Annotated in this window: 23 protein-coding genes; 6 read left to right on the top strand and 17 right to left on the bottom strand. The window is 60.6% G+C overall.

Features of this window, described 5'->3' with window-relative positions; translation table 11 throughout:
• Positions 1-8: 8 nt before the first annotated feature.
• The 9 genes from glyS to ACYJRZ_RS09085 form a co-directional block, all read right to left on the bottom strand.
• On the bottom strand, positions 9-2,123 hold the full coding sequence (glyS, locus tag ACYJRZ_RS09125) for a glycine--tRNA ligase subunit beta (RefSeq protein WP_459458158.1): 2,115 nt from the start codon (positions 2,121-2,123) through the stop codon (positions 9-11).
• 85 nt (positions 2,124-2,208) lie between these two features.
• Positions 2,209-4,155, bottom strand: coding sequence for a DUF2207 domain-containing protein (locus ACYJRZ_RS09120; protein WP_459458156.1), 1,947 nt, complete (start codon positions 4,153-4,155; stop codon positions 2,209-2,211).
• Between the two features lie 94 nt (positions 4,156-4,249).
• On the bottom strand, positions 4,250-5,506 hold the full coding sequence (locus tag ACYJRZ_RS09115) for a 3-phosphoshikimate 1-carboxyvinyltransferase (protein WP_459458722.1): 1,257 nt from the start codon (positions 5,504-5,506) through the stop codon (positions 4,250-4,252).
• An 87-nt stretch (positions 5,507-5,593) separates the two neighbouring features.
• A complete protein-coding gene (locus ACYJRZ_RS09110; RefSeq protein WP_459458154.1) occupies positions 5,594-6,145 on the bottom strand; it encodes a LemA family protein in 552 nt (183 codons plus the stop codon).
• Positions 6,146-6,273: 128 nt separating this feature from the next.
• The gene (locus ACYJRZ_RS09105; RefSeq protein WP_459458152.1) at positions 6,274-7,233 is read right to left on the bottom strand and encodes a glycine--tRNA ligase subunit alpha; all 960 of its coding nucleotides are present in this window, start codon (positions 7,231-7,233) and stop codon (positions 6,274-6,276) included.
• A 119-nt stretch (positions 7,234-7,352) separates the two neighbouring features.
• A complete protein-coding gene (locus ACYJRZ_RS09100; protein ID WP_112335442.1) occupies positions 7,353-7,544 on the bottom strand; it encodes a hypothetical protein in 192 nt (63 codons plus the stop codon).
• 16 nt (positions 7,545-7,560) lie between these two features.
• On the bottom strand, positions 7,561-8,421 hold the full coding sequence (locus ACYJRZ_RS09095; RefSeq protein WP_459458150.1) for a S49 family peptidase: 861 nt from the start codon (positions 8,419-8,421) through the stop codon (positions 7,561-7,563).
• A gap of 108 nt (positions 8,422-8,529) precedes the next feature.
• Positions 8,530-9,306, bottom strand: a complete 777-nt coding sequence (locus tag ACYJRZ_RS09090) for a tRNA1(Val) (adenine(37)-N6)-methyltransferase (RefSeq protein ID WP_459458148.1) — start codon at positions 9,304-9,306, stop codon at positions 8,530-8,532.
• An 8-nt stretch (positions 9,307-9,314) separates the two neighbouring features.
• Entirely contained in the window at positions 9,315-9,545 is a 231-nt protein-coding gene (locus tag ACYJRZ_RS09085) for a putative signal transducing protein (RefSeq protein ID WP_459458146.1), read from the bottom strand.
• Positions 9,546-9,653: 108 nt separating this feature from the next.
• Here ACYJRZ_RS09085 and ACYJRZ_RS09080 point away from each other — a divergent pair, with 108 nt between their 5' ends.
• From ACYJRZ_RS09080 to moaB, 4 genes are all read left to right on the top strand, one after another.
• On the top strand, positions 9,654-10,670 hold the full coding sequence (locus tag ACYJRZ_RS09080) for a polyprenyl synthetase family protein (RefSeq protein WP_459458144.1): 1,017 nt from the start codon (positions 9,654-9,656) through the stop codon (positions 10,668-10,670).
• Between the two features lie 123 nt (positions 10,671-10,793).
• Complete coding sequence (locus tag ACYJRZ_RS09075; RefSeq protein WP_459458142.1) at positions 10,794-12,650, top strand: tetratricopeptide repeat protein; 1,857 nt, start codon at positions 10,794-10,796, stop codon at positions 12,648-12,650.
• A 7-nt stretch (positions 12,651-12,657) separates the two neighbouring features.
• Positions 12,658-13,572, top strand: coding sequence for a 4-(cytidine 5'-diphospho)-2-C-methyl-D-erythritol kinase (locus tag ACYJRZ_RS09070; RefSeq protein ID WP_459458140.1), 915 nt, complete (start codon positions 12,658-12,660; stop codon positions 13,570-13,572).
• Positions 13,572-14,126 carry a molybdenum cofactor biosynthesis protein B gene (moaB, locus tag ACYJRZ_RS09065; RefSeq protein WP_459458720.1) on the top strand — a complete coding sequence of 185 codons (555 nt, stop codon included), beginning with the start codon at positions 13,572-13,574 and terminating at the stop codon, positions 14,124-14,126. Before ACYJRZ_RS09070 ends, moaB begins: the two co-directional genes overlap by 1 nt.
• Positions 14,127-14,157: 31 nt before the next feature.
• Here moaB and ACYJRZ_RS09060 read toward each other — a convergent pair whose 3' ends face one another.
• Positions 14,158-14,466 (bottom strand): hypothetical protein, encoded by a 309-nt coding sequence (locus tag ACYJRZ_RS09060; protein WP_459458138.1) that lies wholly within the window; start codon positions 14,464-14,466, stop codon positions 14,158-14,160.
• A 173-nt stretch (positions 14,467-14,639) separates the two neighbouring features.
• Positions 14,640-15,158 (bottom strand): glycosyl transferase, encoded by a 519-nt coding sequence (locus ACYJRZ_RS09055; RefSeq protein ID WP_459458718.1) that lies wholly within the window; start codon positions 15,156-15,158, stop codon positions 14,640-14,642.
• 241 nt (positions 15,159-15,399) lie between these two features.
• Between ACYJRZ_RS09055 and ACYJRZ_RS09050 the strand changes: the two genes are divergently transcribed.
• Both ACYJRZ_RS09050 and ACYJRZ_RS09045 read left to right on the top strand, forming a co-directional pair.
• Positions 15,400-16,557 carry a PA0069 family radical SAM protein gene (locus ACYJRZ_RS09050; RefSeq protein WP_459458136.1) on the top strand — a complete coding sequence of 386 codons (1,158 nt, stop codon included), beginning with the start codon at positions 15,400-15,402 and terminating at the stop codon, positions 16,555-16,557.
• Between the two features lie 105 nt (positions 16,558-16,662).
• Complete coding sequence (locus tag ACYJRZ_RS09045; RefSeq protein WP_459458716.1) at positions 16,663-17,322, top strand: ribonuclease HII; 660 nt, start codon at positions 16,663-16,665, stop codon at positions 17,320-17,322.
• 4 nt (positions 17,323-17,326) lie between these two features.
• Here ACYJRZ_RS09045 and ACYJRZ_RS09040 read toward each other — a convergent pair whose 3' ends face one another.
• From ACYJRZ_RS09040 to ACYJRZ_RS09015, 6 genes are all read right to left on the bottom strand, one after another.
• Entirely contained in the window at positions 17,327-18,082 is a 756-nt protein-coding gene (locus ACYJRZ_RS09040) for a phosphotransferase (RefSeq protein ID WP_459458134.1), read from the bottom strand.
• Between the two features lie 129 nt (positions 18,083-18,211).
• Positions 18,212-18,703: a F0F1 ATP synthase subunit B gene (locus ACYJRZ_RS09035; RefSeq protein ID WP_459458132.1), complete on the bottom strand. Its 492-nt coding sequence runs from the start codon at positions 18,701-18,703 to the stop codon at positions 18,212-18,214.
• A gap of 3 nt (positions 18,704-18,706) precedes the next feature.
• A complete protein-coding gene (locus ACYJRZ_RS09030; RefSeq protein ID WP_459458130.1) occupies positions 18,707-19,300 on the bottom strand; it encodes a F0F1 ATP synthase subunit B in 594 nt (197 codons plus the stop codon).
• A gap of 78 nt (positions 19,301-19,378) precedes the next feature.
• On the bottom strand, positions 19,379-19,606 hold the full coding sequence (locus ACYJRZ_RS09025; RefSeq protein ID WP_015338972.1) for a F0F1 ATP synthase subunit C: 228 nt from the start codon (positions 19,604-19,606) through the stop codon (positions 19,379-19,381).
• A 66-nt stretch (positions 19,607-19,672) separates the two neighbouring features.
• Positions 19,673-20,425 carry a F0F1 ATP synthase subunit A gene (locus ACYJRZ_RS09020; protein WP_112335429.1) on the bottom strand — a complete coding sequence of 251 codons (753 nt, stop codon included), beginning with the start codon at positions 20,423-20,425 and terminating at the stop codon, positions 19,673-19,675.
• Positions 20,426-20,503: 78 nt separating this feature from the next.
• Positions 20,504-20,848, bottom strand: a complete 345-nt coding sequence (locus ACYJRZ_RS09015; protein ID WP_459458127.1) for an AtpZ/AtpI family protein — start codon at positions 20,846-20,848, stop codon at positions 20,504-20,506.
• Positions 20,849-20,886: the final 38 nt, after the last annotated feature.

The following is a 20,886-nucleotide window of genomic DNA, read 5'->3' as shown; positions in this document are numbered from 1 at the left end:
CCCATGTCTTATCCCGCGATCTTCGAGAAGTCGGCGACCGTGCCGGTCGCTTGGCGGATCAGGCGCAGTAGGGCCAGGCGATTGGCGCGGATGGCGGCATCTTCATCATTGACGAGCACGTCTTCGAAGAAGCGGTCGACGGGTGCGCGCAGCTTGGAAAGGGCTGACATGGCCGAACGGAAATCTTCCTTGGCGATCGCATCGGAGGCCTCAGCAGAGGCGGCCTTGACGGCAGCAAAGAGATCCTTTTCCGCGTCGAGTTTCAGCAAGGCTTCCGAAACGCCGTCGGCAACGACGGTGCCCTTCTTCTCTTCGGCGGCCAGAAGCTGCGTGGCGCGCTTGGTGCCGGCCAGAAGATTCTTGCCATCTTCTGACGTAATGAAGGCGGTCAGCGCCTCGACGCGGCGGGCGACCATCAGCAGATCGTCGGCCTCCGGCGTCAGCACTGCGTCGATCAGGTCATGGCGGGCACCGAGATCGCGGAGATAGACTTTGAGGCGATCGTGGAAGAAGGCGAGCAGGTCGGCATCCCTGGTGGTGGCGAGCAGCGGCAGGCGCACGCCACGCTCCAATAGGATACGGACAACACCGAGGGCTGCGCGGCGCAGTGCATAAGGGTCCTTCGAGCCCGTGGGCTTTTCGTCGATTGCCCAGAAGCCGACGAGCGTATCCAGCTTGTCGGCCAGCGCGACGGTGATTGCAACCTTGTCTTCGGGAACGCGATCAGAGGGACCTTGCGGCTTGTAATGATCTTCGATCGCCGTTGCCACCGAGGCATTCTCGCCCTGCAGCGATGCGTATTTGCGGCCCATTACGCCCTGCAGTTCGGGGAATTCGCCGACGGCTTCGGTGCGCAGATCGGCCTTGGCGAGCACGACGGCGCGGTCGACCAGGGCAGCATCGGCGCCGGTGATCTTGGCGAGGTCAGCGGCCAGCGCACGGATGCGGGCGACGCGCTCGCCCTGGCTGCCAAGCTTGGCATGGAAGGTGACGTTCAGAGCGTCGAGCTTGGCCATACGCTGATCGAGCGGCTTCTTCAGATCGAGGCCGAACTTCTTGGCGGAGGCTTCCAGCGTTTCGAGATCGGGCAGATCGCCCTGGTCCCGCTTCCAGAAGTGCAGCGCGTCGGACAGACGGGCGCGCACGACCTTGCCGTTGCCATGGATGATTTCCTTGCCGCCATCCGTCGCCTGGATATTGGCGACGAGAATGAAGCGGTTGGACAGCGTCTCGCCGGCCGGTGGCCGCGTGACGAAACACTTCTGATTGGTCTTGATGGTCAGGCGGATGATCTCGGACGGGATCGAGAGATAATCCTCCTCGAAGGAGCCCATCAGCACCTGCGGCCATTCGACGAGGCCGGAAACTTCCTCCAGCAGGCCTTCATCCTCAACCAGTTCGAGACCATTGGCAAAGGCGACATCGCGGGCATCATGCAGGATGATGTCCTTGCGGCGCTCGGCATCGAGAACGACATGGGCCTTTTCCAGACTCGACGCATAATCCTCGAAACGCTTGACCGTGATCGGGCCGGGGGCATGGAAGCGATGGCCGTAAGTCACGTTCGAGGCGACGATGCCGTCGATCTCGAAGGGAATGACCACGGTCTCTTCATGCTCGGTGCCGAAGGTGCAGACGATCGACTGCAGCGGGCGCACCCAGCGCAGCGAGCCAGGCTTTACCGAGGCCTTGCCCCAGCGCATGGATTTCGGCCAGGGGAAGTTTCTTATGATGTCGGGCATCACGGCCGCGACGATTTCCTCGGCGGCACGGCCGGGCTTGGAAATGATCGCCACGTAGAAATCGCCCTTCTTCGGGTCACTCTGCACCTGCGCCTCGGAAATGGAGGACAGGCCGGCGCCGCGCAGAAAACCTTCGATCGCCTTTTCATTGGCATCGGTGCGCGGCCCCTTGCGCTCCTCCCGCACATCGGCCGAGCGCGCGGTCAGGCCGCGAATGTCGAGCGTGAGGCGCCGCGGCGTCCAATATTCCCTGGCCCCCTCATAGGAAAGACCCGCTTCGACCAGGGCATCGGTCACCAGCTTCTTCAGGTCACCGGCAGCCTTGCGCTGCATACGGGCGGGAATTTCCTCGGAGCGGAGTTCGAGAAGGAGATCGGGCATGGGAGCTGTCTTTGCGTTGAGGCAGAAATGGTCCGGGCGGACTTAGCAAGCCCTGTGACAAAAGTCACCAAGGCAAACGGCGAATTTACCAACCTCCGCCGCCGCCACCGCCGCCACCGCCTCCGGAGAAGCCACCGCCACCGCCGCCACCTCCTCCACTACCGAAAGCAGAGGACGAGCTGGAGACGGGTGCGGGAATGGTCGAGGCGATGGTGGAAGCCATCGAGGAAGAGAAGTCGCCGATCGTTCCGCCAATGTTGCCCGGGCGGAAGTCGCCGGAATACCACATCGGCACATAGGCGGCGGCGGCTGTTGCCCCCGCTGCCGTGGCAAGCCATGTCTCGAAGGCGCTGGACCATGGTTTTTCAACGCCGAGTGCTACCGCATAGGGCAGCAGCGTTTCGAAATGCCCTGGCGACATCTGTGGTGCGCCCTGCATGTTCATCCGGTCGCGTTCCGCCAGCGTCAGATATTGTCTGAGACCGGCAATGCCATCCATCATCTTACGCCCGAGCGGCGTCGGCGCGCCCATCAGGAAATAGAAGACGACGTTGAGCGCGAAAATGCCGACGATGCCTGCCACCAGCGGCAAGAGACCCGCCTCCCAGAGCGGCACGACCGCGGCGGCAAAACCGCTAACGGCAATCGAGACGAAGACGAAGCCGAAAAAGGCGAAGAGCAGCACCGAAAGAATGCGCTGGGCAAGGCTGGCGCTGTGCCTGCGGAACCTGCGACCGATCGAGCTCGCAAAGATCGTCACGAAAATCGAGAGGAAACCCGGCGTGACGATGAGCGGGAGAGCATTCTCGTGGAGGCGGCCGAAGATGACGATGGCGGCCAGAATGAGGACCGACAGGGCAACACCGCCGATAATGTAGAGAGAATTGGCCTTATAATATTCGCCGCGATGATCGCGCTCGATGGCGCTGCGGAATTTAGAGCCGAGCCGCTGCACAGCCTCGCCGTTCGCCTTGTCGATGACAAGTGGGGAGAATGGCCCGACGGCCTGCATCAGCACCTTGTCGCCACCGCCCAGATCAGTGCCAGCCTTGCCCGTGGGGCGGATGACTACCTTTCCCGTGAGATCGTCGAGAATGACATAGCCGCGCACGGCAAGATCGATCGCCGTTGCCGAGAATGCCGTCCAGCTGGAACTGGCGAAACCCTTGTTGTCGATATAGTTGACCAGCGCCGGCGAAATGCCTTCGGGCGGATCCCAGCGCGGGACCATGACGCCGGCCGGCGGGTCGCGGCCAACCGCAATCCAGCTCCGCATGTAATAGACAAACAGCAGGATCAGGCCGCCGACGGCGATCGTCGTGTCGAGATGATCCCTGAGAAACCAGCCCCATTGCTGACTGTCGCTCGGCGGCTCAATCGCCCCTTTTGCAAGCTTGATGGCGATTGTCAGACCTTCGGCGCTCGCGAGCGGCCGGGTTGTCGTAAAGGTAGCTACATTGCCGTCCGCGGTGGCGCTGGCACTCTTGCCGTTGGCATCGAGCGGCCCGGTGAAGAAAGCAAGCTGTTGCGGGCGCACGCCGTCAGGCAATGTGACGGTTGCCCTGGCGTTGATGATCGGGAACAGCCAGCCATTGCCGGTCACGTTCCAATAGAGTTCGTCGTGATCGTCGAAATAGCGCATCTGACGATTTGTGTCGTAAGTGATGCGGAAGCTATGCGGGCCGGGTTTCAAGACCCGCTCGGCATTGCCGATGTATATGCGCTCGCCGCCCCTGATGCGCTCAGCGCGCCAATCCTCCGGCTGGTCGTCACGCTCGACGGACACGACCTTGAAATCCACCTGGATTTCCCGGCCGCCGGCATCGGTCATAACAAGCGGAAAATCGCGGAAAATACCGCGTCGAATGTCTTGGCCCTCCGCATTGACAGCAATGGTCTCGACCACCCGCATGGAGCCGTTGCGATGCAGGGCAATCGCCTGATCGAAACTGGTGATAAGTTCGGCGGCCGTTACCGCCGGTGCGCAAAGCAGCAGGCACAGAGCCAGGAAGAACCCGCAAAGCCGTGTCATCACTCCCCCAAAAGGATGGCTGCGGCGCCATTGCAGGCGCCGCCTTGCGTCAAGAATGCTTCCGCACCCCACCATCCCCCGGAATGGCGGAGCGTCAATCTTCGTAAGCAACCCCGAGCGAAGCCAGCACGTTCCAATAGGACGGGAAGGTCTTGGCGACGCAATCGGGGTCGAGAATGGTGATGCCGCCGATCTTCAGGCCGGCGAGTGCAAAGCTCATGGCAATGCGGTGATCGGCGAAACTGTCGATCTCCGCAGGCAGCACTTTGCCGGCGAGGCTCGGATCGGATGCGACGATCAGATCATCGCCCTCTTCCGTGCCGAGGTTCGGAACGATGCGCGACAGGCCGCTCGATAGCGCGCGGATACGATCGCATTCCTTGACGCGGAGGTTCTCGATGCCGACGAAGCGCACCGGCGTTTCATTGAAGGCGGCGAGAACGGCAAGCGTCGGGATAGCATCCTGCATCTGCGAGCCGTCGATGACGGCCGGAAGATGCGGAAACTTCGAGATCAGATCATAGGCTTTCGCATCCGGCTGCGAGAACTGCTCGGCCGGCGTGCCTAGATCGATCTTGCCGCCACTCAGCACCTCGGCTGCCCAGAGATAGGTCGCGGCGGAGGCATCGGGCTCGATAACGAAGTCAGCGGCATGGTAGCCGGTCGGCTCGACGCGCCAGGCGGCGGGGCTCACACGCTCCGCCTTGGCACCGAAAGCGCGCATGGCCGCGACCGTCAGATCGATATAGCCGAGAGCACCGATATGCTCGCCGAGCAGCTCGACATCGACGGCACGGTCGCCGCCGGCCGCCATCATCAACAGCGCCGAGACATATTGGCTGGACAGGCCACCATCGATCTGCACGCGGCTTGCCTCGAAACGACCGGTGCCGTTGATGATGACGGGCGGGCAACCGGTTTCGGCCGAAGCGTCGACGCCGAGCGAGCGCAGCGCGTCGACGAGCGGCCCGATCGGCCGCTTGCGCATGTGGGCGTCGCCGTCGACGATGACCTTGCCGTCGACCAGCGCCGCAGCAGCCGTCAAGAAGCGCGTCGCCGTGCCGGCATTGCCCAGGAAAAGCGGGGCTGCCGGCGCCTTCAGCTTGCCGCTGCCGGTCACAATGAAGGTCGTGTCGTCGGGCTCGTCGATGACTACGCCCATGGCGCGCAGCGCTTCGGCCATATAGCGGGTATCGTCGCTCTTCAGCGCGCCAGTCAGCCGGCTGGTGCCCTTGGCAAGGCCCGCGAGCAGCAGCGCGCGGTTGGTGATCGACTTCGATCCCGGCGGCATGGCCCGCCCGGTCAGAGGTTTGCCCGGCGGGATAATCGTGAGTTTGGCTCTACCCATCATCATTCTCTTTGGTCAGTCAGGAAGCCAGCCGATGGCCAGCGGTCGGCATCCTTTACCGCCTGATATGAAAAACCGATAGCGGAAATCTCAGAACTTTACCGTGGGAACGGCGCGATCGGCTTCGTTGGTCACCTCGAAATAGGCCTTCTTGACGAAGCCGAAGGGACCAGCGATGAGATTGTTCGGGAAGGTCTCGACTTTGACGTTCAGATCGCGTGCGGCACCGTTGTAGTAGCGGCGCGACATCTGGATCTCGCCTTCCACACCTTCCAGCGAGCGCTGCAATTCGAGGAAATTGGTATTAGCCTTGAGATCGGGATAGGCTTCGGCGAGCGCGATCACGCGGCCGAGGGCCTGCGACAACAAGCCCTCGGCCTGGCCTCGGGCGGCGACATCTCCAGACGGCACGGCCTGCGCCTTGTTCCGCAGTTCGACGACCTCTTCCAAGGTCTGGCGCTCGTGGCCGGCATAGCCTTTGACCGTCTCGACCAGATTGGGAATGAGATCGGCGCGGCGCTTCAACTGCACGTCGATACCGGACCATGCCTCTTCCGCGACTTGTCGTGCACGAACGAGCCCGTTGTAAATGAAGACGACATAGAGCGCGGCCAGCACTATGATCGCGAGAAGAACAAGCATCTGAAATCCCCCGTGGCGACTGCAACCCAAGGGACACTAGGCAGATTTCACGCCAATGTCACCCGGCTTTAACGGCAGCGCAGAGCCAAGATAGGCTGTTGCGATGCCCGATCCTGGGGAAGCTTGCCTTATGCGGCCTGCTGGTTCCAGTTGATGCCGCCGGCATCCGTCAGCAGGAAAGCTTCGCCGCAAGCTTTGGCCAGCGTGCGCACGCGCAGGATGTAACTCTGGCGTTCCGTCACGGAGATGACGCCGCGGGCATCGAGAAGGTTGAAGACATGGCTCGCCTTGATGCACTGGTCGTAAGCCGGGAAGACGCACTTGTGCAGGCGATGGTTTTCGTTGTCGCCAGGGGCGCCGGCCGCCAGCAATGCCTGGCATTCCTTCTCCGCATCGATGAAGTGGCGATGCAGCATCTCGGTATTGGCATATTCGAAATTATGCCGGGAATATTCCTGCTCGGCCTGCAGGAAGACATCACCATAGGTGATCTTGTCTTCGCCTTCGAGGCCGTTGAAGTTCAGGTCATAGACGCTGTCGACACCCTGAACATAGATCGCAAGACGCTCCAGCCCGTAGGTCAGCTCACCGGCAACCGGTGCGCATTCGATGCCGCAGACCTGCTGGAAGTAGGTGAACTGCGAGACTTCCATGCCGTCGCACCAGCATTCCCAGCCGAGGCCCCATGCGCCGAGCGTCGGGCTTTCCCAATCGTCCTCGACGAAGCGGATATCGTGCAGCAGCGGATCGAGGCCGATCGCCTTCAGCGAGCCGAGATAAAGCTCCTGAAGGTTCGGCGGATTGGGCTTCAGGATGACCTGATACTGGTAATAGTGCTGCAGGCGGTTCGGGTTCTCGCCGTAGCGGCCATCGGACGGACGACGCGACGGCTGCACATAGGCAGCCCGCCACGGCTTCGGGCCGAGCGAACGCAGCGTGGTCGCCGGATGGAACGTGCCAGCGCCGACCTCCATGTCGTAAGGCTGCAGAACCGCGCAACCCTTGTCGGCCCAGTAATTGTGCAGCGTCAAGATCAGCGCCTGAAAGGAGCGCTTCGGATTCATATGGTCGGGCACATTGGCAGTCATGGGAACTGATTTCTTCCGCTAGCGAATGGTTTGGCGGACAGGTGCCACGGCGTGGCGAATGGGTCAAGGCTTTGCAGCACAAACGGCGATGCAGCCCACCTCACCGAAGCGTATGAGTTCTACTCATCCTCGCGCTTCACATGATACTCGCCTGTCTTCGGGTCCTTGACCAGCGTTCCCATGGCGCCGGTACGGCGTTCCGTTTCGGCGCGGCGGGATTTCTCGGCGAGCCGCTGGGCATCGCGTACGAAACGCCGATACAGGAACCAGATCCCGCCGACGGCGATGATGAAGAAGATGATCCGGGACATTAGCCAGCGCTCCCGCCTACAATCCGTACCGGCCCCACAATGCCTTTTCCTCCGCTGCTTCCGCAAGCCCGGATGCAATCCCGGCGCCCAGGCCATCCATGCCGCCAAGCGAAATGCCGGGAGCCTTGCGGCCGAAAAGGCTGCGCGGCGTGGTGATCAGCGTTGGCTTGACCTTGTCGCCGAAGCGCTTCCTCAATTCCTGACGCATGTCTCCCAGGCCGTCGATTAGGCCAAGCTCCAGCCCGCGGCTGCCGGTCCAGAACAGGCCGGAGAACACCGTTTCATCCGCCGAGAGCTTTCCTGTGCGACGCTCGAGCACCATGTCGATGAAGACTTTGTGGATCTCGAGCTGCAGGCTCTTCAGATATTCGATGTCCTTTTCCTTTTCGGGCTGAAACGGATCAAGGATCACCTTGTTCGCACCGGCTGTGTAGACGCGGCGCTCGACGCCGATCTTCTTCAACAACTCCGGAAAGCCGAACCCGCCGGAGACGACACCGATCGAACCGACGATGGAGGTGGCATCAGCAATAATCTCGTCGCCTGCCAGCGCAATCATATAGCCGCCAGACGCGGCAACGTCCTCGACGAAGACCAGGACCTTCTTATCTTTCTCGGCGGCCAGATCGCGTATGCGATTGTAAATCATTCGCGACTGCACCGGAGAACCACCTGGCGAATTGACAACGATTGCAACAGCCGGTGCCGTCTTCACGTTGAAGGCCTTTTCAAGTGCCTGCGAAACGCCGGAGAGATTCAGCGATTGCCGCAGCGGCCCTCCACCGGAAGAGATGACGCCGCTCAGACGGACGACGGGGACGATTACCTCCTCCTTGCGGAAGCGCTTCGGAAGCATGCGTCTCAAGAACCCAACCATTCGTCATCCCTGTTTCATGATGTTTGCTGCCCGTGATGTATGCATGGAAACGCCAAACGCAATATTGCGGATCGTATTTGATGCCCTGATGCGGAGCGCACCGAATGGCTAGCGGCGCGGATACGAAGCGCGGCCGTTGTTCATATCATCGACGAAATCGGTGAATTTATGCGTCCCCTCGCCGTGCATGATCAGGGGCGCACGCAGCACCAGCCTTGCCCTCGAACCCTTGATCGCCGTCACCAGGATGCGCACCGCACTTTCGCCTTCGCGGGGATGGATAGGGGTGATTTCTATGCCGCCGAAGCGGCGGCCGCAGGCGGCGATGATCTCGCCGATCGATTCCGGCCGGGCGATCAGCGACAGCTGCCCGCCAGGGATCATGATCGCACCTGCCGTGCGAATCCATTTTTCGAAAAGCCCATCCGTCATGGCATGCGCCTCGGCCTTCAAGGCATCGGGCGTCAGCCGATCACTGGCATCGTTGAAGGGCGGGTTCATGATGACGTGGTGGAAACTGTCGTCGACAAGTCCCGCTTCATTGCGATCCTTGCCGGTCAGCGTCACATCGGCTTCGATAACGGAGACGCGGCCGGCAAAACGGGCATTTTCCGGTAGCAGGAGGCTCTTGCGCGCAAACTCGGCCATATCGGACGAGCGCTCGAACAGCACGACCTCCGCCCGGTCGAGTCTGGAAGCCACAGCCATTCCGGCTGCTCCAGCACCTGCACCGAGATCCGCCACCCGGATCGTACGCTCGTCGGCCACGAGCGCTGCCAGCAGCATCGCATCCATACCGGAACGATGCCCCCTGCCCTTCGGCTGCACGATGTGGAAGCCGCCGCGGTGGAAGGCATCGATGGTTTCGGAGGGCTTGCCGGTCATGGCCGATCTCAGGTCCGCACCGGCCGCAACTCGCCACCGAGGCCGGCATCGATCAGGATGCGCCGGGCCAGATCGGCACGCTCCTCCTCCACCAGAAAGCGGCGCGGCAGCATGCCGAGTGAGCCCTCCAGAATGCTCATCGCCTGATCCGCAACGAAGCAGTGAATCCCGGCATCCTTCATCAGGCTCTCGGCAAATGAGAGTAGGACCGGGTCGTTGGTGCGGATCAGCTCGTGCATAAGCCTTAGAATTCCTGTCAAATTTACGCGACGAGACAATTCGCCTCTTGCCGCCTCTTTCGCCCCTTCTTATTGTGCTTTTCACAAAATGAACAGGAGTCCGGATCGTTGGGCGTCGTGATACCGCTTGAAGAAAGCAAGAATAAACTGGCATCCATCAAGCCGTTGGTGGACCTGACCAAGGCGGATATGGAACGCGTCAACCAGCTCATCCTATCCAAGGCGGGCTCCGATGTGCAGATGATCCCCGAGGTTGCGGAGCATCTGATCTCCTCCGGCGGCAAGCGTTTGCGGCCGATGCTGACCATCGCCTCCGCAGCTCTTTACGGCTACCAGGGCGACAATCACATCAAGCTCGCGACATCGGTCGAATTCCTGCACACAGCGACGCTGCTGCACGACGATGTGGTCGACGAAAGCGATCTGCGCCGCGGCAAATCCACGGCCCGGATGATCTGGGGCAATCAGGCAAGCGTGCTGGTCGGCGACTTCCTGCTCGGCCAAGCTTTCCGTATGATGGTGGAAGTCGGCTCGCTCGATGCTCTCGACGTCTTGTCCTCGGCTGCTTGTGTCATTGCCGAAGGCGAGGTGCTGCAGCTTTCCGTTTCCAAGAACATGGAGACGACGGAAGACGATTATCTCTCGGTTATCCGCGCCAAGACCGCAGCGCTCTTCGCCGCAGCGGCTGAAGTCGGCCCGATCGTCGCCAATGCCGGCAAGGCGGAGCGCAATGCGCTGAAATCCTACGGCACCAATCTCGGCCTCGCCTTCCAGCTCGTCGACGATGCGCTCGACTACGGCGGCAAGGCCGCCGATCTCGGCAAGAATGTCGGCGACGATTTCCGCGAGGGCAAGATCACGCTGCCGGTCATCCTCGCCTATCGCCGCGGCACGGAGAAGGAACGCGCCTTCTGGCGTGAGGCCATCGAAACCGGCAACAACAGCGACGAGAATCTCGAAAAGGCTCTCGGGCTGATCACGAAATATGGCGCGCTGGCCGACACAATTGCCCGTGCCGTCCATTACGGCACCATCGCGCGCGACGCCCTGGCACCCCTGCCGGAAACGCCTTGGAAATCGGCACTTCTGGAAGTGATCGATTTCTGCATCGAACGCGTTAATTGATGGCGGTGGCCTGAATTTGTTGCAGGGCCGCTTCAAAAAAGCCATCCTGTTGTGAATCAGTTGACACGAACGCTTTATGCCGCCGGCGTCTTCGCCGGCTGTCCCTTGATGAAAGGCTTTCCAATGCGGCAGAGACTTGCCATCCGTTTCCTCTCGGGCGTAGCCCTGGCGGCGGTCCTTTCGGTGTCCGCCCTGAATGTCGCGCGGGCCGATGATAAGCCGGCGGCTGCACCGGAGGCCAGCGCCCCGGTCGCCTTCGATACGGATAGTGTCGATACGTTCGCAGGCGCGTTCCTCGCTGCCCGCACCGCCGATGTCGATCATGACTACAATACTGCCATTGCGCTCTACAAAAAGGCGCTGATGATCGACCCGAGCAATCCGGAAATTCGCCAGCGGCTGATGATCTCGCTGCTGCTCAACGGCAATCTGGAAGAAGGCGTCAAATACGCCAACGAGCTGAAGAGCGATCCTTCTGTCGAACGCGTGACCACCATCGTGCGCGGCATGGATGCCATCCGCCGCCACGAATACCGTACCGCGCAGGAAATCCTCAAATACAACGGTCCGAACGATCTCGACCGGATGATGACCAATCTGCTCGCCGCCTGGGCGCGCGCCGGATCCGGCCGCGGCAAGGAAGCGATCTCGATGATCGACAAGATGAAGGGCCCGGATTGGTTCAACATCTTCAAGAACTATCATGCCGGCGCCATTGCGCTGACGATGGGCGACCTGAAGTCGGCACGTTCTCACCTTAACGATGCGATCCTGGACAAGACGGGCGGAGCGACGGCTCCCGATACGTTTATGCGCGCCGTCATGGCGCTCGCGCGCCTCGAAGCCAAGGCCGGCGACAAACAGAAGGCCCTGGATGCGATCTCCGTCGGTGATAATCTCGTCAGCAATTATGCCCCGTTGAATGCGCTGCGCGACAGCATCAGTAAGGGCGATACGCCGGACCAGCAGGTCACCAATGCCAGCGAGGGTGCGGCCGCCGTTCTCTTCACCATCGGTGCCGCGCTGAACCGTGATGGTGCCGAGGATGTCGTCTCGCTTTACCTGCAGATCGCCAATTCGCTCGACCCGAAAGCGGCCGATACGCTGGTGCTGCTCGGCGGACTGGCCGAAAAGCAGGAGCAGACCGATCGTGCGATCGGCTTCTACAGGAAGGTGCCCGATAATTCGCCGATGGCCCGCATCTCCGAGCTGCAGCTCGGCCTCGCGCTCGCCCAGGCAGGTAAGGTCGACGATGCACGCAAGCATCTGAAGGCGCTGATCGATTCCGATCCCAACGATGTCCGCAGCTATCTCGCCTATGGCAGCGTGCTTTCCGATGCCAAGGACTTCCAGGCCATGGCGGACAATTACGACAAGGCCGTGCAGATCATCGGTCCCGTGCCGAAGCGCAGCGATTGGGCGGTGTTCTTCCAACGCGGCATTGCCTATGAGCGGCTGAAGAAGTGGGCGGATGCAGAGCCGAACTTCAAGAAGGCCCTTGAGCTCAATCCGGATCAACCGCAGGTTCTGAACTATCTCGGCTATTCCTGGGTCGACATGAACATGAACCTCGACCAGGGTTTGAACATGATCAAGAAGGCCGTCGATCTGAGACCGGATGACGGCTACATCGTCGATTCCCTTGGCTGGGCTTATTTCCGCCTCAACCGCTTCGACGATGCGGTGAGCGAATTGGAGCGGGCAGCGCAGCTCAAGGCCGGCGATCCGACGATCAACGACCATCTCGGCGATGCCTACTGGCGCGTCAATCGCAAGCTCGAAGCCGTCTATCAGTGGAACCGGGCGCTCGCCTCGAAGCCGGAAGAAGCCGATATTCCGAAGATCAAGGAGAAGGTCGAGAAAGGCTTGCCGCCGCTCGACAACGATCCGAAGACCGTCGACAAGAGCAAGCTGCCCGATCCGGCGCCAGCCCCTTCGCCCGACACGAACGCTCCGGCGCCGGTCGATAAGAAGTCCTAAGATTTCCATGAACACGATCTTGGCAGCGGGCGATTTCGACCTTACGGAAGAAGCGCCCGCAAAGATCAATCTCGCGCTGCATGTCACCGGCCGCCGTGCGGATGGCTATCATCTGCTCGACATGCTCGTCAGCTTTGCCCGCCATGGCGACCGTCTCTTCTTTCGCGCAAGCGAGGATGATGATTTCAGCCTTTCGGGACGGTTCGGCCCGCTCCTCTCAGCCGATGCCGAGGCCGGCGACAATCTCGTTCTCAAGGCACGCGATCTCTTGCGACAGGCAGTCAACTCGGCCGGCTTCGATGCGCCCCCTGCCTATATCCATCTGGAGAAGAACCTACCGATCGCATCCGGCATCGGCGGCGGCTCGGCGGATGCAGCGGCGACCTTGCGCGGGCTGATGCGGCTATGGCGTGTTATCCTGCCGGAGACGACAGTCAAGACCATCGCCTTGAAGCTTGGCGCCGATGTGCCGATGTGCCTTGCCAGCCAACCCCTGGTCGCGCGCGGCATCGGTGAGGCGATAGACTTGCTGCCATTCTTTCCTTCCTTTCCGATGGTTCTCGGCAATCCGCTCGTTGGCGTCTCCACGCGCGACGTGTTTCGCCAGCTGTCACGCAAGGACAATCCGCCATTGCTGTTTCCGTCGCAGATGCCGCAAGGTCGAGGCGAATGGATCGACACGATCAAGGCCCTGCGCAACGATCTCGAACCGCCGGCGCGCTCGGTCTGCGGCGAGATTGGCATGCTTTCCGGACTGATCGAAAGTGAATCCCCAATCCTGACACGCATGTCTGGTTCCGGTGCGACATGCTTCGGCATTTTCGCAGATATCGAACTGGCGAAGAAAGCCGCCGCATCGCTTCACAGGCAGAAGCCGGGTTGGTATTTCCAGGTAACCGAAACGATCCCAGGAGAGGCATGATGGCAGCGTCAAGCAACGAAAGATCCTTCATTCCCGTCGGCATCGCCGTGTTGACCGTTTCCGATACACGCACGCTCGCTGACGATAAATCCGGCGATACGCTGGTTGCCCGCATTGCAGAGGCGGGCCACAGGCTTGCTGCCCGCGCCATCGTACCAGACGACAAAGAGCGCATCCGCGCGCAGGTGGAAGCCTGGACGAAGGACGATGCGGTCGACGTCGTGATCACCACCGGCGGTACGGGCTTTACCGGCCGCGATGTCACGCCCGAGGCGGTGGAGCCGCTGTTCGAAAAGCGCATGGACGGCTTTTCCGAGGTCTTTCATCGCATTTCCTATGACAAGATCGGCACGGCGACGATCCAGTCGCGAGCAACTGGCGGTGTGGCCAATGCCACCTTCATCTTCGTGCTGCCGGGCTCTCCCGGCGCCTGCAAGGATGCCTGGGACGGCATCTTGAAGGCGCAGCTCGACTATCGCCACATGCCCTGCAATTTCGTGGAGATCATGCCGCGCCTCGACGAGCATTTAAAGCGGGGCGCCGGATCGAGATAGGTCTTCTGCTCGCCGCGATATTGCGCGCGGGTCATGCCTTCGGGAGAACAGGAATTGATTCCCAAGAATCGCCGCTGAGAATGATGCAGCTCCGGCCGGATACATCGCTCATTAGCAGTGTCCAGCTGCCGCTCTCGGCCGCGTAGATCTCGACAATCGTGCTCTGATCGAGCTTCCCGACCGCCGAAAGCTTTTCCGAAAGATGGTCGCCAAGAAACGCGACGATATCGACGCGTTGAGCGCAGGCCAAGGTTACCTGAGCAGCGGCAATGCCGGGAAGAAGAATTGCATTCACAACGAAGACGGTTGCCGTGAGGCGGCGGAACATCTTGCGTTTCATAACGCACCTCCTTTCGCCGAAATCCCGGCGGAAAAGGAGAGTTCCGCTGACCAGTTCCGCCTAAATCGGCATCTTCATGGTCGGCCACAACGCGACACGCGTAAGGTGCCGCCACACAGGAATTATCGCACCTATTCCTGCGTTTACAAATGGAATCTGCGGAACGCAGGGCCTTATCGCGCGGCGCGCGCCACCCAGGACGGAATGAGTTCGCTTGAAAGTCTGCGGCCCTTCTGGCCCTTGGCGAAATCCACAAGTCTCATGCCCGACCTGGCGATCGCGATGGCCTGATGTTTGGAAAGCAGCAGGCCCAGCTCCAATGGCGGCGAACGGCGGCCGATCCGCTTCAGAAAGGGGCGCCGATAGCCGCGTGATGCCGTAAACCGCGCCGGGCCTTTGTTCAGGGAGACATATTCAGCGATCTCGTCGATCCAGCCCGCTTGCGGCCGCGCACCCGGCTCGACCAGCAACAGCCATTCGCCGCGGGCCGACCGCATTATGTCCTTGATATCCCACTGCGAATAAATGCGGCAGCCGGCAGCATCCGCCACTTTAGATGTGCCATCACTCGAACCGTGATCGAGCACGACCACATCGCTGACCAGCCCCTCGACCGCGCCTGCCACCAATGCCGCCAATGTCTGCGCCAGTTCTGGTTCATGATCCTGGCATTCTATGATGACCGTCAACATTGCCCATTTATAGAGCAGCGCATAATTTATTGCCAGCACCTAACCCTCAGGTCCGCACGTTTAAGAAAAGCATCATAAGCCGACGGAATTTCTCAAAATCGGCATCGCCATATGCCTCTCCTGAATGCAGTGGAAAATGCTGGTCGTGGATTTTTGTTCTTGCAATGTTCTCATTTGTCGGATAGGAATTTAATCATCTTAGATGCGGCATGCGATGGCATGAACCGCCCTGGAGCTACCGATGAACGAGCAGTCCCTTGCAGGGCAGGCCGCTTTCGCGCCTGCCAATACGGCAGACGTTGCCAACGCTTTGATCGCCGATTCCGGTCTCAGGATCGACGCCGAACGCCGGCGTGGGCGCGGCGCCGGATTGAACCCCAGCGGCCGCTTCGAGCCGCAGCAGCGCGAAGCCTTCGATGACGGCTGGCAAAGCTGGGAGGAGTTGCCGCCCTTCAAGACCGAGGTGCAGGTGGAGAAGCCGCGCACGGCCATTACCCGTAACGAATCCCCCGATATTTCTTTCGATCGTTCCATCAATCCCTATCGCGGTTGCGAGCATGGCTGCATCTACTGCTTCGCACGGCCAACGCATGCCTATATGGGGCTATCTGCCGGACTGGATTTCGAATCGAAGCTATTCGTCAAGCCGGATGCGGCCAAGTTGCTGGAGCGCGAATTGGCAAAGCCCGGCTACAAGCCGCGCGTTATCGCCATCGGCACCAATACCGACCCCTATCAGCCGATTGAGAAGGAATGGCGGATCATGCGCCAGATCCTTGAGGTGCTGAACCGGGCAAACCACCCAGTTGCCATCGTCACCAAATCGGCGCTGGTCATGCGCGATATCGATATTCTGAAGGAGATGGCAGCCAAGAACCTTGTGCGGGTGGGAGTATCGGTGACGACACTCGACCGGAAGCTCGCACGCACCATGGAACCGCGGGCAGCGACACCGCCACGGCGGCTGGAAGCGATCCAGGCTTTGAACGAGGCCGGCATCCGCACCGCGATCATGGTGGCGCCGATTATCCCTGCGCTCAACGATCATGAAATCGAGCGTATCCTCGATGCTGGCAAGGCTGCGGGGGCTCAGGAGGCGAGCTATGTCATTCTGCGGCTGCCGCTGGAGGTGAGCCCGCTGTTTCGCGATTGGCTGCTGCAGCATTATCCGGATCGCTATCGCCACGTCATGTCGCTGATCCGCTCCATGCGCGGCGGCAAGGATTACGATGCCGAATTTGGCAAGCGCATGAAGGGTGCCGGACCTTATGCCTGGCAGATCAGCCGCCGCTTCGAAATGGCGACGCGCCGGCTCGAGCTCACGCGTCGCAATATCGCAATGCGCGACGATCTGTTCATACCGCCTGACGGCAGCGGCGTGCAGTTGTCGCTGCTTTGATATTCCTTGCGGGTTTTCCCTGACCCCGCTGGAAAAGCCCCTCGGTTCGCCGCCCTGATCCACCGGGGGCTTGCAGGAGATCGGGTGGTGTGCGAGCTTCGCCGCATGACACGCAGCACATCACCCGATTCTCCAATGCTCTTCGAGGACGCGCCGCTCGTTCCCACTTTCGAGCTGGAGCTGATTGCGCGCCGGGCCGGCCATTGGCCTGTCGCTGGGGCCGATGAGGCTGGCCGGGGGCCGCTTGCCGGACCGGTGGTCGCAGCCGCCGTCATTTTAGACCCGGAGCGCATCCCGCAAGGGCTCAACGATTCAAAACAGCTAACCGCAGTCAGGCGCGAAGAGCTGTTCATCGAGATTCTCGCAACGGCAACGGTTTCCATTGCCTCGTCGAGTGCCGGCCGTATCGACACGACCGATATCCGCAAAGCTAGCCTCGATGCGATGCGGCGCGCCATTTGCGGGCTTGCCGTACCGGCAAGCTATGTATTGACCGACGGGCTCGATGTGCCTGCCGGGCTTGCGTGCCCCGGAAAGGCCGTCGTCAAAGGAGACGCGCGCTCCTTCTCCATCGCTGCCGCATCGATTGTCGCAAAAGTGACCCGCGACCGGATGATGGCGCGGGCAGGTATTGTCTTTCCGGCCTATGGTTTCGCAGCCCATGCCGGTTACGGCACTCCTCAGCATCGCGCTGGTATCGAGGAGCATGGTCCCTGTTCGCTGCACCGCATGAGCTTCCGCCCTTTGCGCAAAGAGGCCGTCTGAGCACTCAGCCCGTCAGCCCAGCGACGATTTCGGCCGCGCATTTTCTGATATAGGCGATGTCTGTCCCGTAGATGCCGTCATGCCCATCCTGCAGGTTTCGGCGATATCTTTCGACACCGCGCGCAGCTTCCCGCTCCATGAAAGCCAACAGAGTCTCAAGCCTCGCGATAATCATGTCCGGCAATGAAAGACGCTCGGCATGGGACAAGCCATAGATATCGACAAAGGTCCGGGCACGACCGACTTGGGCGACAAGTGTATCCATTCCCTCGACGGCGACGCTGGAGGACAAGGGGGCCCAGCGATAGACGGCATAGGCTAGATCCCACATTCGCGGGCCAGGATGCGCCGCCTCGAAATCGATGATACCGGTCACTTCGCCATCGTTCAGGACGACATTGTAGGGGGCAAAATCCCCATGGCAGATGACCTCGCAGGGCGATCGGGCTGGCAGTTGCCATGCATTGCTGGCCTCAACGCTTTTTGCGAACAATGCGGAGCAATCATGATAGCGACGCAGCAGCGATGCAGCCGACCGCAGCGCCATTTCGCCGCGCATATCAATGCAGTCATCGAGATCGCCGGTATCTCCGGGCAGATAGGTTACCCGCTCCCAGGCTTCGTCATACCCAGCCGGACGGGGAGCTGCATCGAAACCATGTCGGTGCAGCGCAGCCAGCAAGGCGTGCACACCCGGTGTCCATGCCGCAGCCGGTCTCACGATAAGATCGCCTTGCCGAAATGGTTCGCTGCCAGCCATTGACTGCATCCACTCTCCCCCATCCACTGATCTTGCTTCCTCTTGCGCAGATGATCAATCATGGCTGGGTATAAAACAAAAAAAGCCCTACCGAAGCAGGGCTCTTTCGAGTTTCGATATTCCCGGCGCTTAGTTCAGCCGGGCCTTCACTTCCTTGACCGCGTCGTTGAAGAGACCGGACTGGACGTTGCCGTCGGCCTTCTTTGCCAGAACTGATTCAGCAGCGGCGATCGCGAGATCGACGGCGGCGGAGCGGACCGCCTTCATCGCATCCGCTTCGGCCTGCTTGATCTTCTGCTCGGACAAAGCCGTCCGGTTGGCAACGAATTCCTCGGTCTTCTTGCGAGCCTCGGTCGTCAGCATTTCAGCTTCACGCTCGGCGGCGGCAACGATGTGCGCTGCTTCAGCCTCGGCTTCCTTGCGCTTGCGCTGATATTCGGCCAGCAGATGCTGGGCTTCTTCGCGCAGGCGCTTGGCTTCTGCCAGCTCGTTGCGGATCTGATCGGCGCGGTCGTCCAGCGACTTTGCCATCATCCCCGGAACCTTGAGGTAAACGATCAGGCCAAGGAAGATGAGAAGGCTGACAAAAGCGAAGAACGTGTTGTCGAAAGCGAACTCCATGGATCAGCCCTCCTGCTTGGCGGCAGCTGCCGCAACCGCTGAAGCGACGTCGGCCTTGCCGGCGACATTGCCGACCAACTGCTCGACGACAGCACCGGCCGTCTCTTCGGCAATCGCGCCGACATCGCCGAAGGCTTTCGCCTTGATTTCCGCGATGCGGGCTTCGGCAGTCTTGAGCTTCTCAGCCAGGCTTGCCTCGATCGCCTTGCGATCTTCTTCGGCCTTGGCTTTAGCGGCATCGCGAGCAGAGGCGCCGATGGAATTTGCCTTAGCGCGTGCAGCAGCCAATTCGCTTTCGTAAGTCGCGACGGCTGCGTCGGCCTCGGCCTTCAGGCGAGAGGCTTCCTCAATATCCTGGGCAATCCGGTCGTGCCGGCTTTCCAGAATAGTGCCGACCCGCGGAATAACGATCTTCTGCATGGCCACGTAGAAGATGACGAAGGTGATCACCAGCCAAAGCAGCTGTGATGGATACGTCGTATGGTCAAACGGCGGGAATACGCCGCCGTGATGGCCTTCATTCGGCGCGCCCGTTTCCGTGTGCACCGCTCCGGCGGCCGGCGGTGCTTCTTCAGCATATGCCGGGGTCACAAACATGCTCACCTCCAGGTGGTCTGCAAATACAAAGAATCACGGCTCGCTGCCCGCGAACCGTGATCTATGACGCCGCTGATATCAGACGGCGAAGAGCAGGAGGAGAGCGACGAGCAGCGAGAAGATGCCCAGAGCTTCCGTAACGGCGAAGCCGAATACCAGACGGCCGAACTGGCTGTCAGCAGCCGACGGGTTGCGCAGTGCGCCGGACAGGTAGCTGCCGAAGATATTGCCGAGGCCAAGAGCCGTGCCGGCCATACCAAAGCAAGCCAAACCTGCGCCGATGAACTTTGCTGCTTCCGCGTCCATGTTGAACTCCTTTGAAATGGTTGTGCGGTGAATGACTGACGCCGATAGACGCCAATGTCTTTATCCTTAGTGGCCACCCGGATGGATTGCGTCGTTGAGGTACATGCAAGTCAGCACCGCAAAGACGTAAGCCTGAAGGAAGGCGACAAGGAACTCGAGACCGGTGAGGGCGACGGTCATGATAAGAGGAAGGACAGCTCCGCCGATGCCGAGCGCGCCGAGGGCTCCGAGCGAGGCGACGAAGCCTGCGAACACCTTGAGCGTGATATGACCAGCCAGCATGTTGGCGAAAAGACGAACGGAGAGCGAAACGGGACGGGACAGGAAGGAGATGATTTCAATCGCCACCACCAGCGGCAAGAGAACTCCCGGAACGCCCTCAGGAACGAAGATCTTGAAGAAGCCGAAGCCGTGCTTGATCAAACCGTAGAAAATGACGGTGAAGATGACGAGCAATGCAAGCGCCAGCGTCACGATAATCTGGCTGGTGACGGTGTAGAAGTAAGGAACGAGGCCCAGCAGGTTCGCCGTCAGCACGAACATGAACAGCGAGAAAACCAGCGGGAAGAACTTCATTCCCTTCGTCCCCGCCCCCTCTTTCAACATCGAGGCTATGAACTCATAGGCCATTTCCGCCACCGACTGCGAACGGGTCGGAACGACGGCGCGGGGTGCGCTGGCGAAATAAAGGAAGCCCGCGGACAGCACTGCGGAAGCAACCATGAACAGAGAGGCATTGGTGAACGAAAAATCAATTCCACCGATATCGATCGGGATAATCTTAAAGATCAGGAACTGATGGGTAGGATCGTTTGCCACCGCTTGTTCTCTTTCATTTTTCCGCTCCACCGAGCGGATGCTTCTCACCTGGAAACAACACCGCAGCGTTGCTTCCGCTCATTTCCTATCAGGCTCACGTCCCGGCGGCTCCGGTGTCGCCACCTTGCCTGCGGAGCGCAGCACATTCAGCACGCCGGCACAGAATCCGAGAAGCAGAAAAATAATCATGCCCCACGGCGTCGTACCGATAAAACGGTCGAAGACATAGCCTAGAACGACACCAACGATGATCGCAGCTATGAACTCACTGGAAAGCTTCATCGCCTGAGCATAACCCTTACGGCTTTCCTCGGCGCGAACCTCCTCGCGTTCACCCTCTCTCACCGCAGCGCGCTTGTTCGCCAATTCGGCTCCCAGCTGCGCTCGCCGCTGTTCCAGACCCTCGTCGCGGTCATCCGTCATGATAGCATCCTCCCCATTTCGCTGCGCGTAATCCCTAT

The organism is Rhizobium sp. No.120, from assembly GCF_054558365.1.
This window is presented reverse-complemented; position numbering and strand designations above follow the sequence as displayed.

Excerpts from the sequence above, each read along its gene's own strand:
- glyS (WP_459458158.1), bottom strand. The coding sequence starts at position 2,123 with ATGCCCGATCTCCTTCTCGAACTCCGCTCCGAGGAAATTCCCGCCCGT.
- ACYJRZ_RS09120 (WP_459458156.1), bottom strand. The coding sequence starts at position 4,155 with ATGACACGGCTTTGCGGGTTCTTCCTGGCTCTGTGCCTGCTGCTTTGC.
- ACYJRZ_RS09115 (WP_459458722.1), bottom strand. The coding sequence starts at position 5,506 with ATGATGGGTAGAGCCAAACTCACGATTATCCCGCCGGGCAAACCTCTG.
- ACYJRZ_RS09110 (WP_459458154.1), bottom strand. The coding sequence starts at position 6,145 with ATGCTTGTTCTTCTCGCGATCATAGTGCTGGCCGCGCTCTATGTCGTC.
- ACYJRZ_RS09105 (WP_459458152.1), bottom strand. The coding sequence starts at position 7,233 with ATGACTGCCAATGTGCCCGACCATATGAATCCGAAGCGCTCCTTTCAG.
- ACYJRZ_RS09100 (WP_112335442.1), bottom strand. The coding sequence starts at position 7,544 with ATGTCCCGGATCATCTTCTTCATCATCGCCGTCGGCGGGATCTGGTTC.
- ACYJRZ_RS09095 (WP_459458150.1), bottom strand. The coding sequence starts at position 8,421 with ATGGTTGGGTTCTTGAGACGCATGCTTCCGAAGCGCTTCCGCAAGGAG.
- ACYJRZ_RS09090 (WP_459458148.1), bottom strand. The coding sequence starts at position 9,306 with ATGACCGGCAAGCCCTCCGAAACCATCGATGCCTTCCACCGCGGCGGC.
- ACYJRZ_RS09085 (WP_459458146.1), bottom strand. The coding sequence starts at position 9,545 with ATGCACGAGCTGATCCGCACCAACGACCCGGTCCTACTCTCATTTGCC.
- ACYJRZ_RS09075 (WP_459458142.1), top strand. The coding sequence starts at position 10,794 with ATGCGGCAGAGACTTGCCATCCGTTTCCTCTCGGGCGTAGCCCTGGCG.
- ACYJRZ_RS09070 (WP_459458140.1), top strand. The coding sequence starts at position 12,658 with ATGAACACGATCTTGGCAGCGGGCGATTTCGACCTTACGGAAGAAGCG.
- moaB (WP_459458720.1), top strand. The coding sequence starts at position 13,572 with ATGGCAGCGTCAAGCAACGAAAGATCCTTCATTCCCGTCGGCATCGCC.
- ACYJRZ_RS09060 (WP_459458138.1), bottom strand. The coding sequence starts at position 14,466 with ATGAAACGCAAGATGTTCCGCCGCCTCACGGCAACCGTCTTCGTTGTG.
- ACYJRZ_RS09055 (WP_459458718.1), bottom strand. The coding sequence starts at position 15,158 with ATGTTGACGGTCATCATAGAATGCCAGGATCATGAACCAGAACTGGCG.
- ACYJRZ_RS09050 (WP_459458136.1), top strand. The coding sequence starts at position 15,400 with ATGAACGAGCAGTCCCTTGCAGGGCAGGCCGCTTTCGCGCCTGCCAAT.
- ACYJRZ_RS09045 (WP_459458716.1), top strand. The coding sequence starts at position 16,663 with ATGACACGCAGCACATCACCCGATTCTCCAATGCTCTTCGAGGACGCG.
- ACYJRZ_RS09040 (WP_459458134.1), bottom strand. The coding sequence starts at position 18,082 with ATGGCTGGCAGCGAACCATTTCGGCAAGGCGATCTTATCGTGAGACCG.
- ACYJRZ_RS09035 (WP_459458132.1), bottom strand. The coding sequence starts at position 18,703 with ATGGAGTTCGCTTTCGACAACACGTTCTTCGCTTTTGTCAGCCTTCTC.
- ACYJRZ_RS09030 (WP_459458130.1), bottom strand. The coding sequence starts at position 19,300 with ATGTTTGTGACCCCGGCATATGCTGAAGAAGCACCGCCGGCCGCCGGA.
- ACYJRZ_RS09025 (WP_015338972.1), bottom strand. The coding sequence starts at position 19,606 with ATGGACGCGGAAGCAGCAAAGTTCATCGGCGCAGGTTTGGCTTGCTTT.
- ACYJRZ_RS09015 (WP_459458127.1), bottom strand. The coding sequence starts at position 20,848 with ATGACGGATGACCGCGACGAGGGTCTGGAACAGCGGCGAGCGCAGCTG.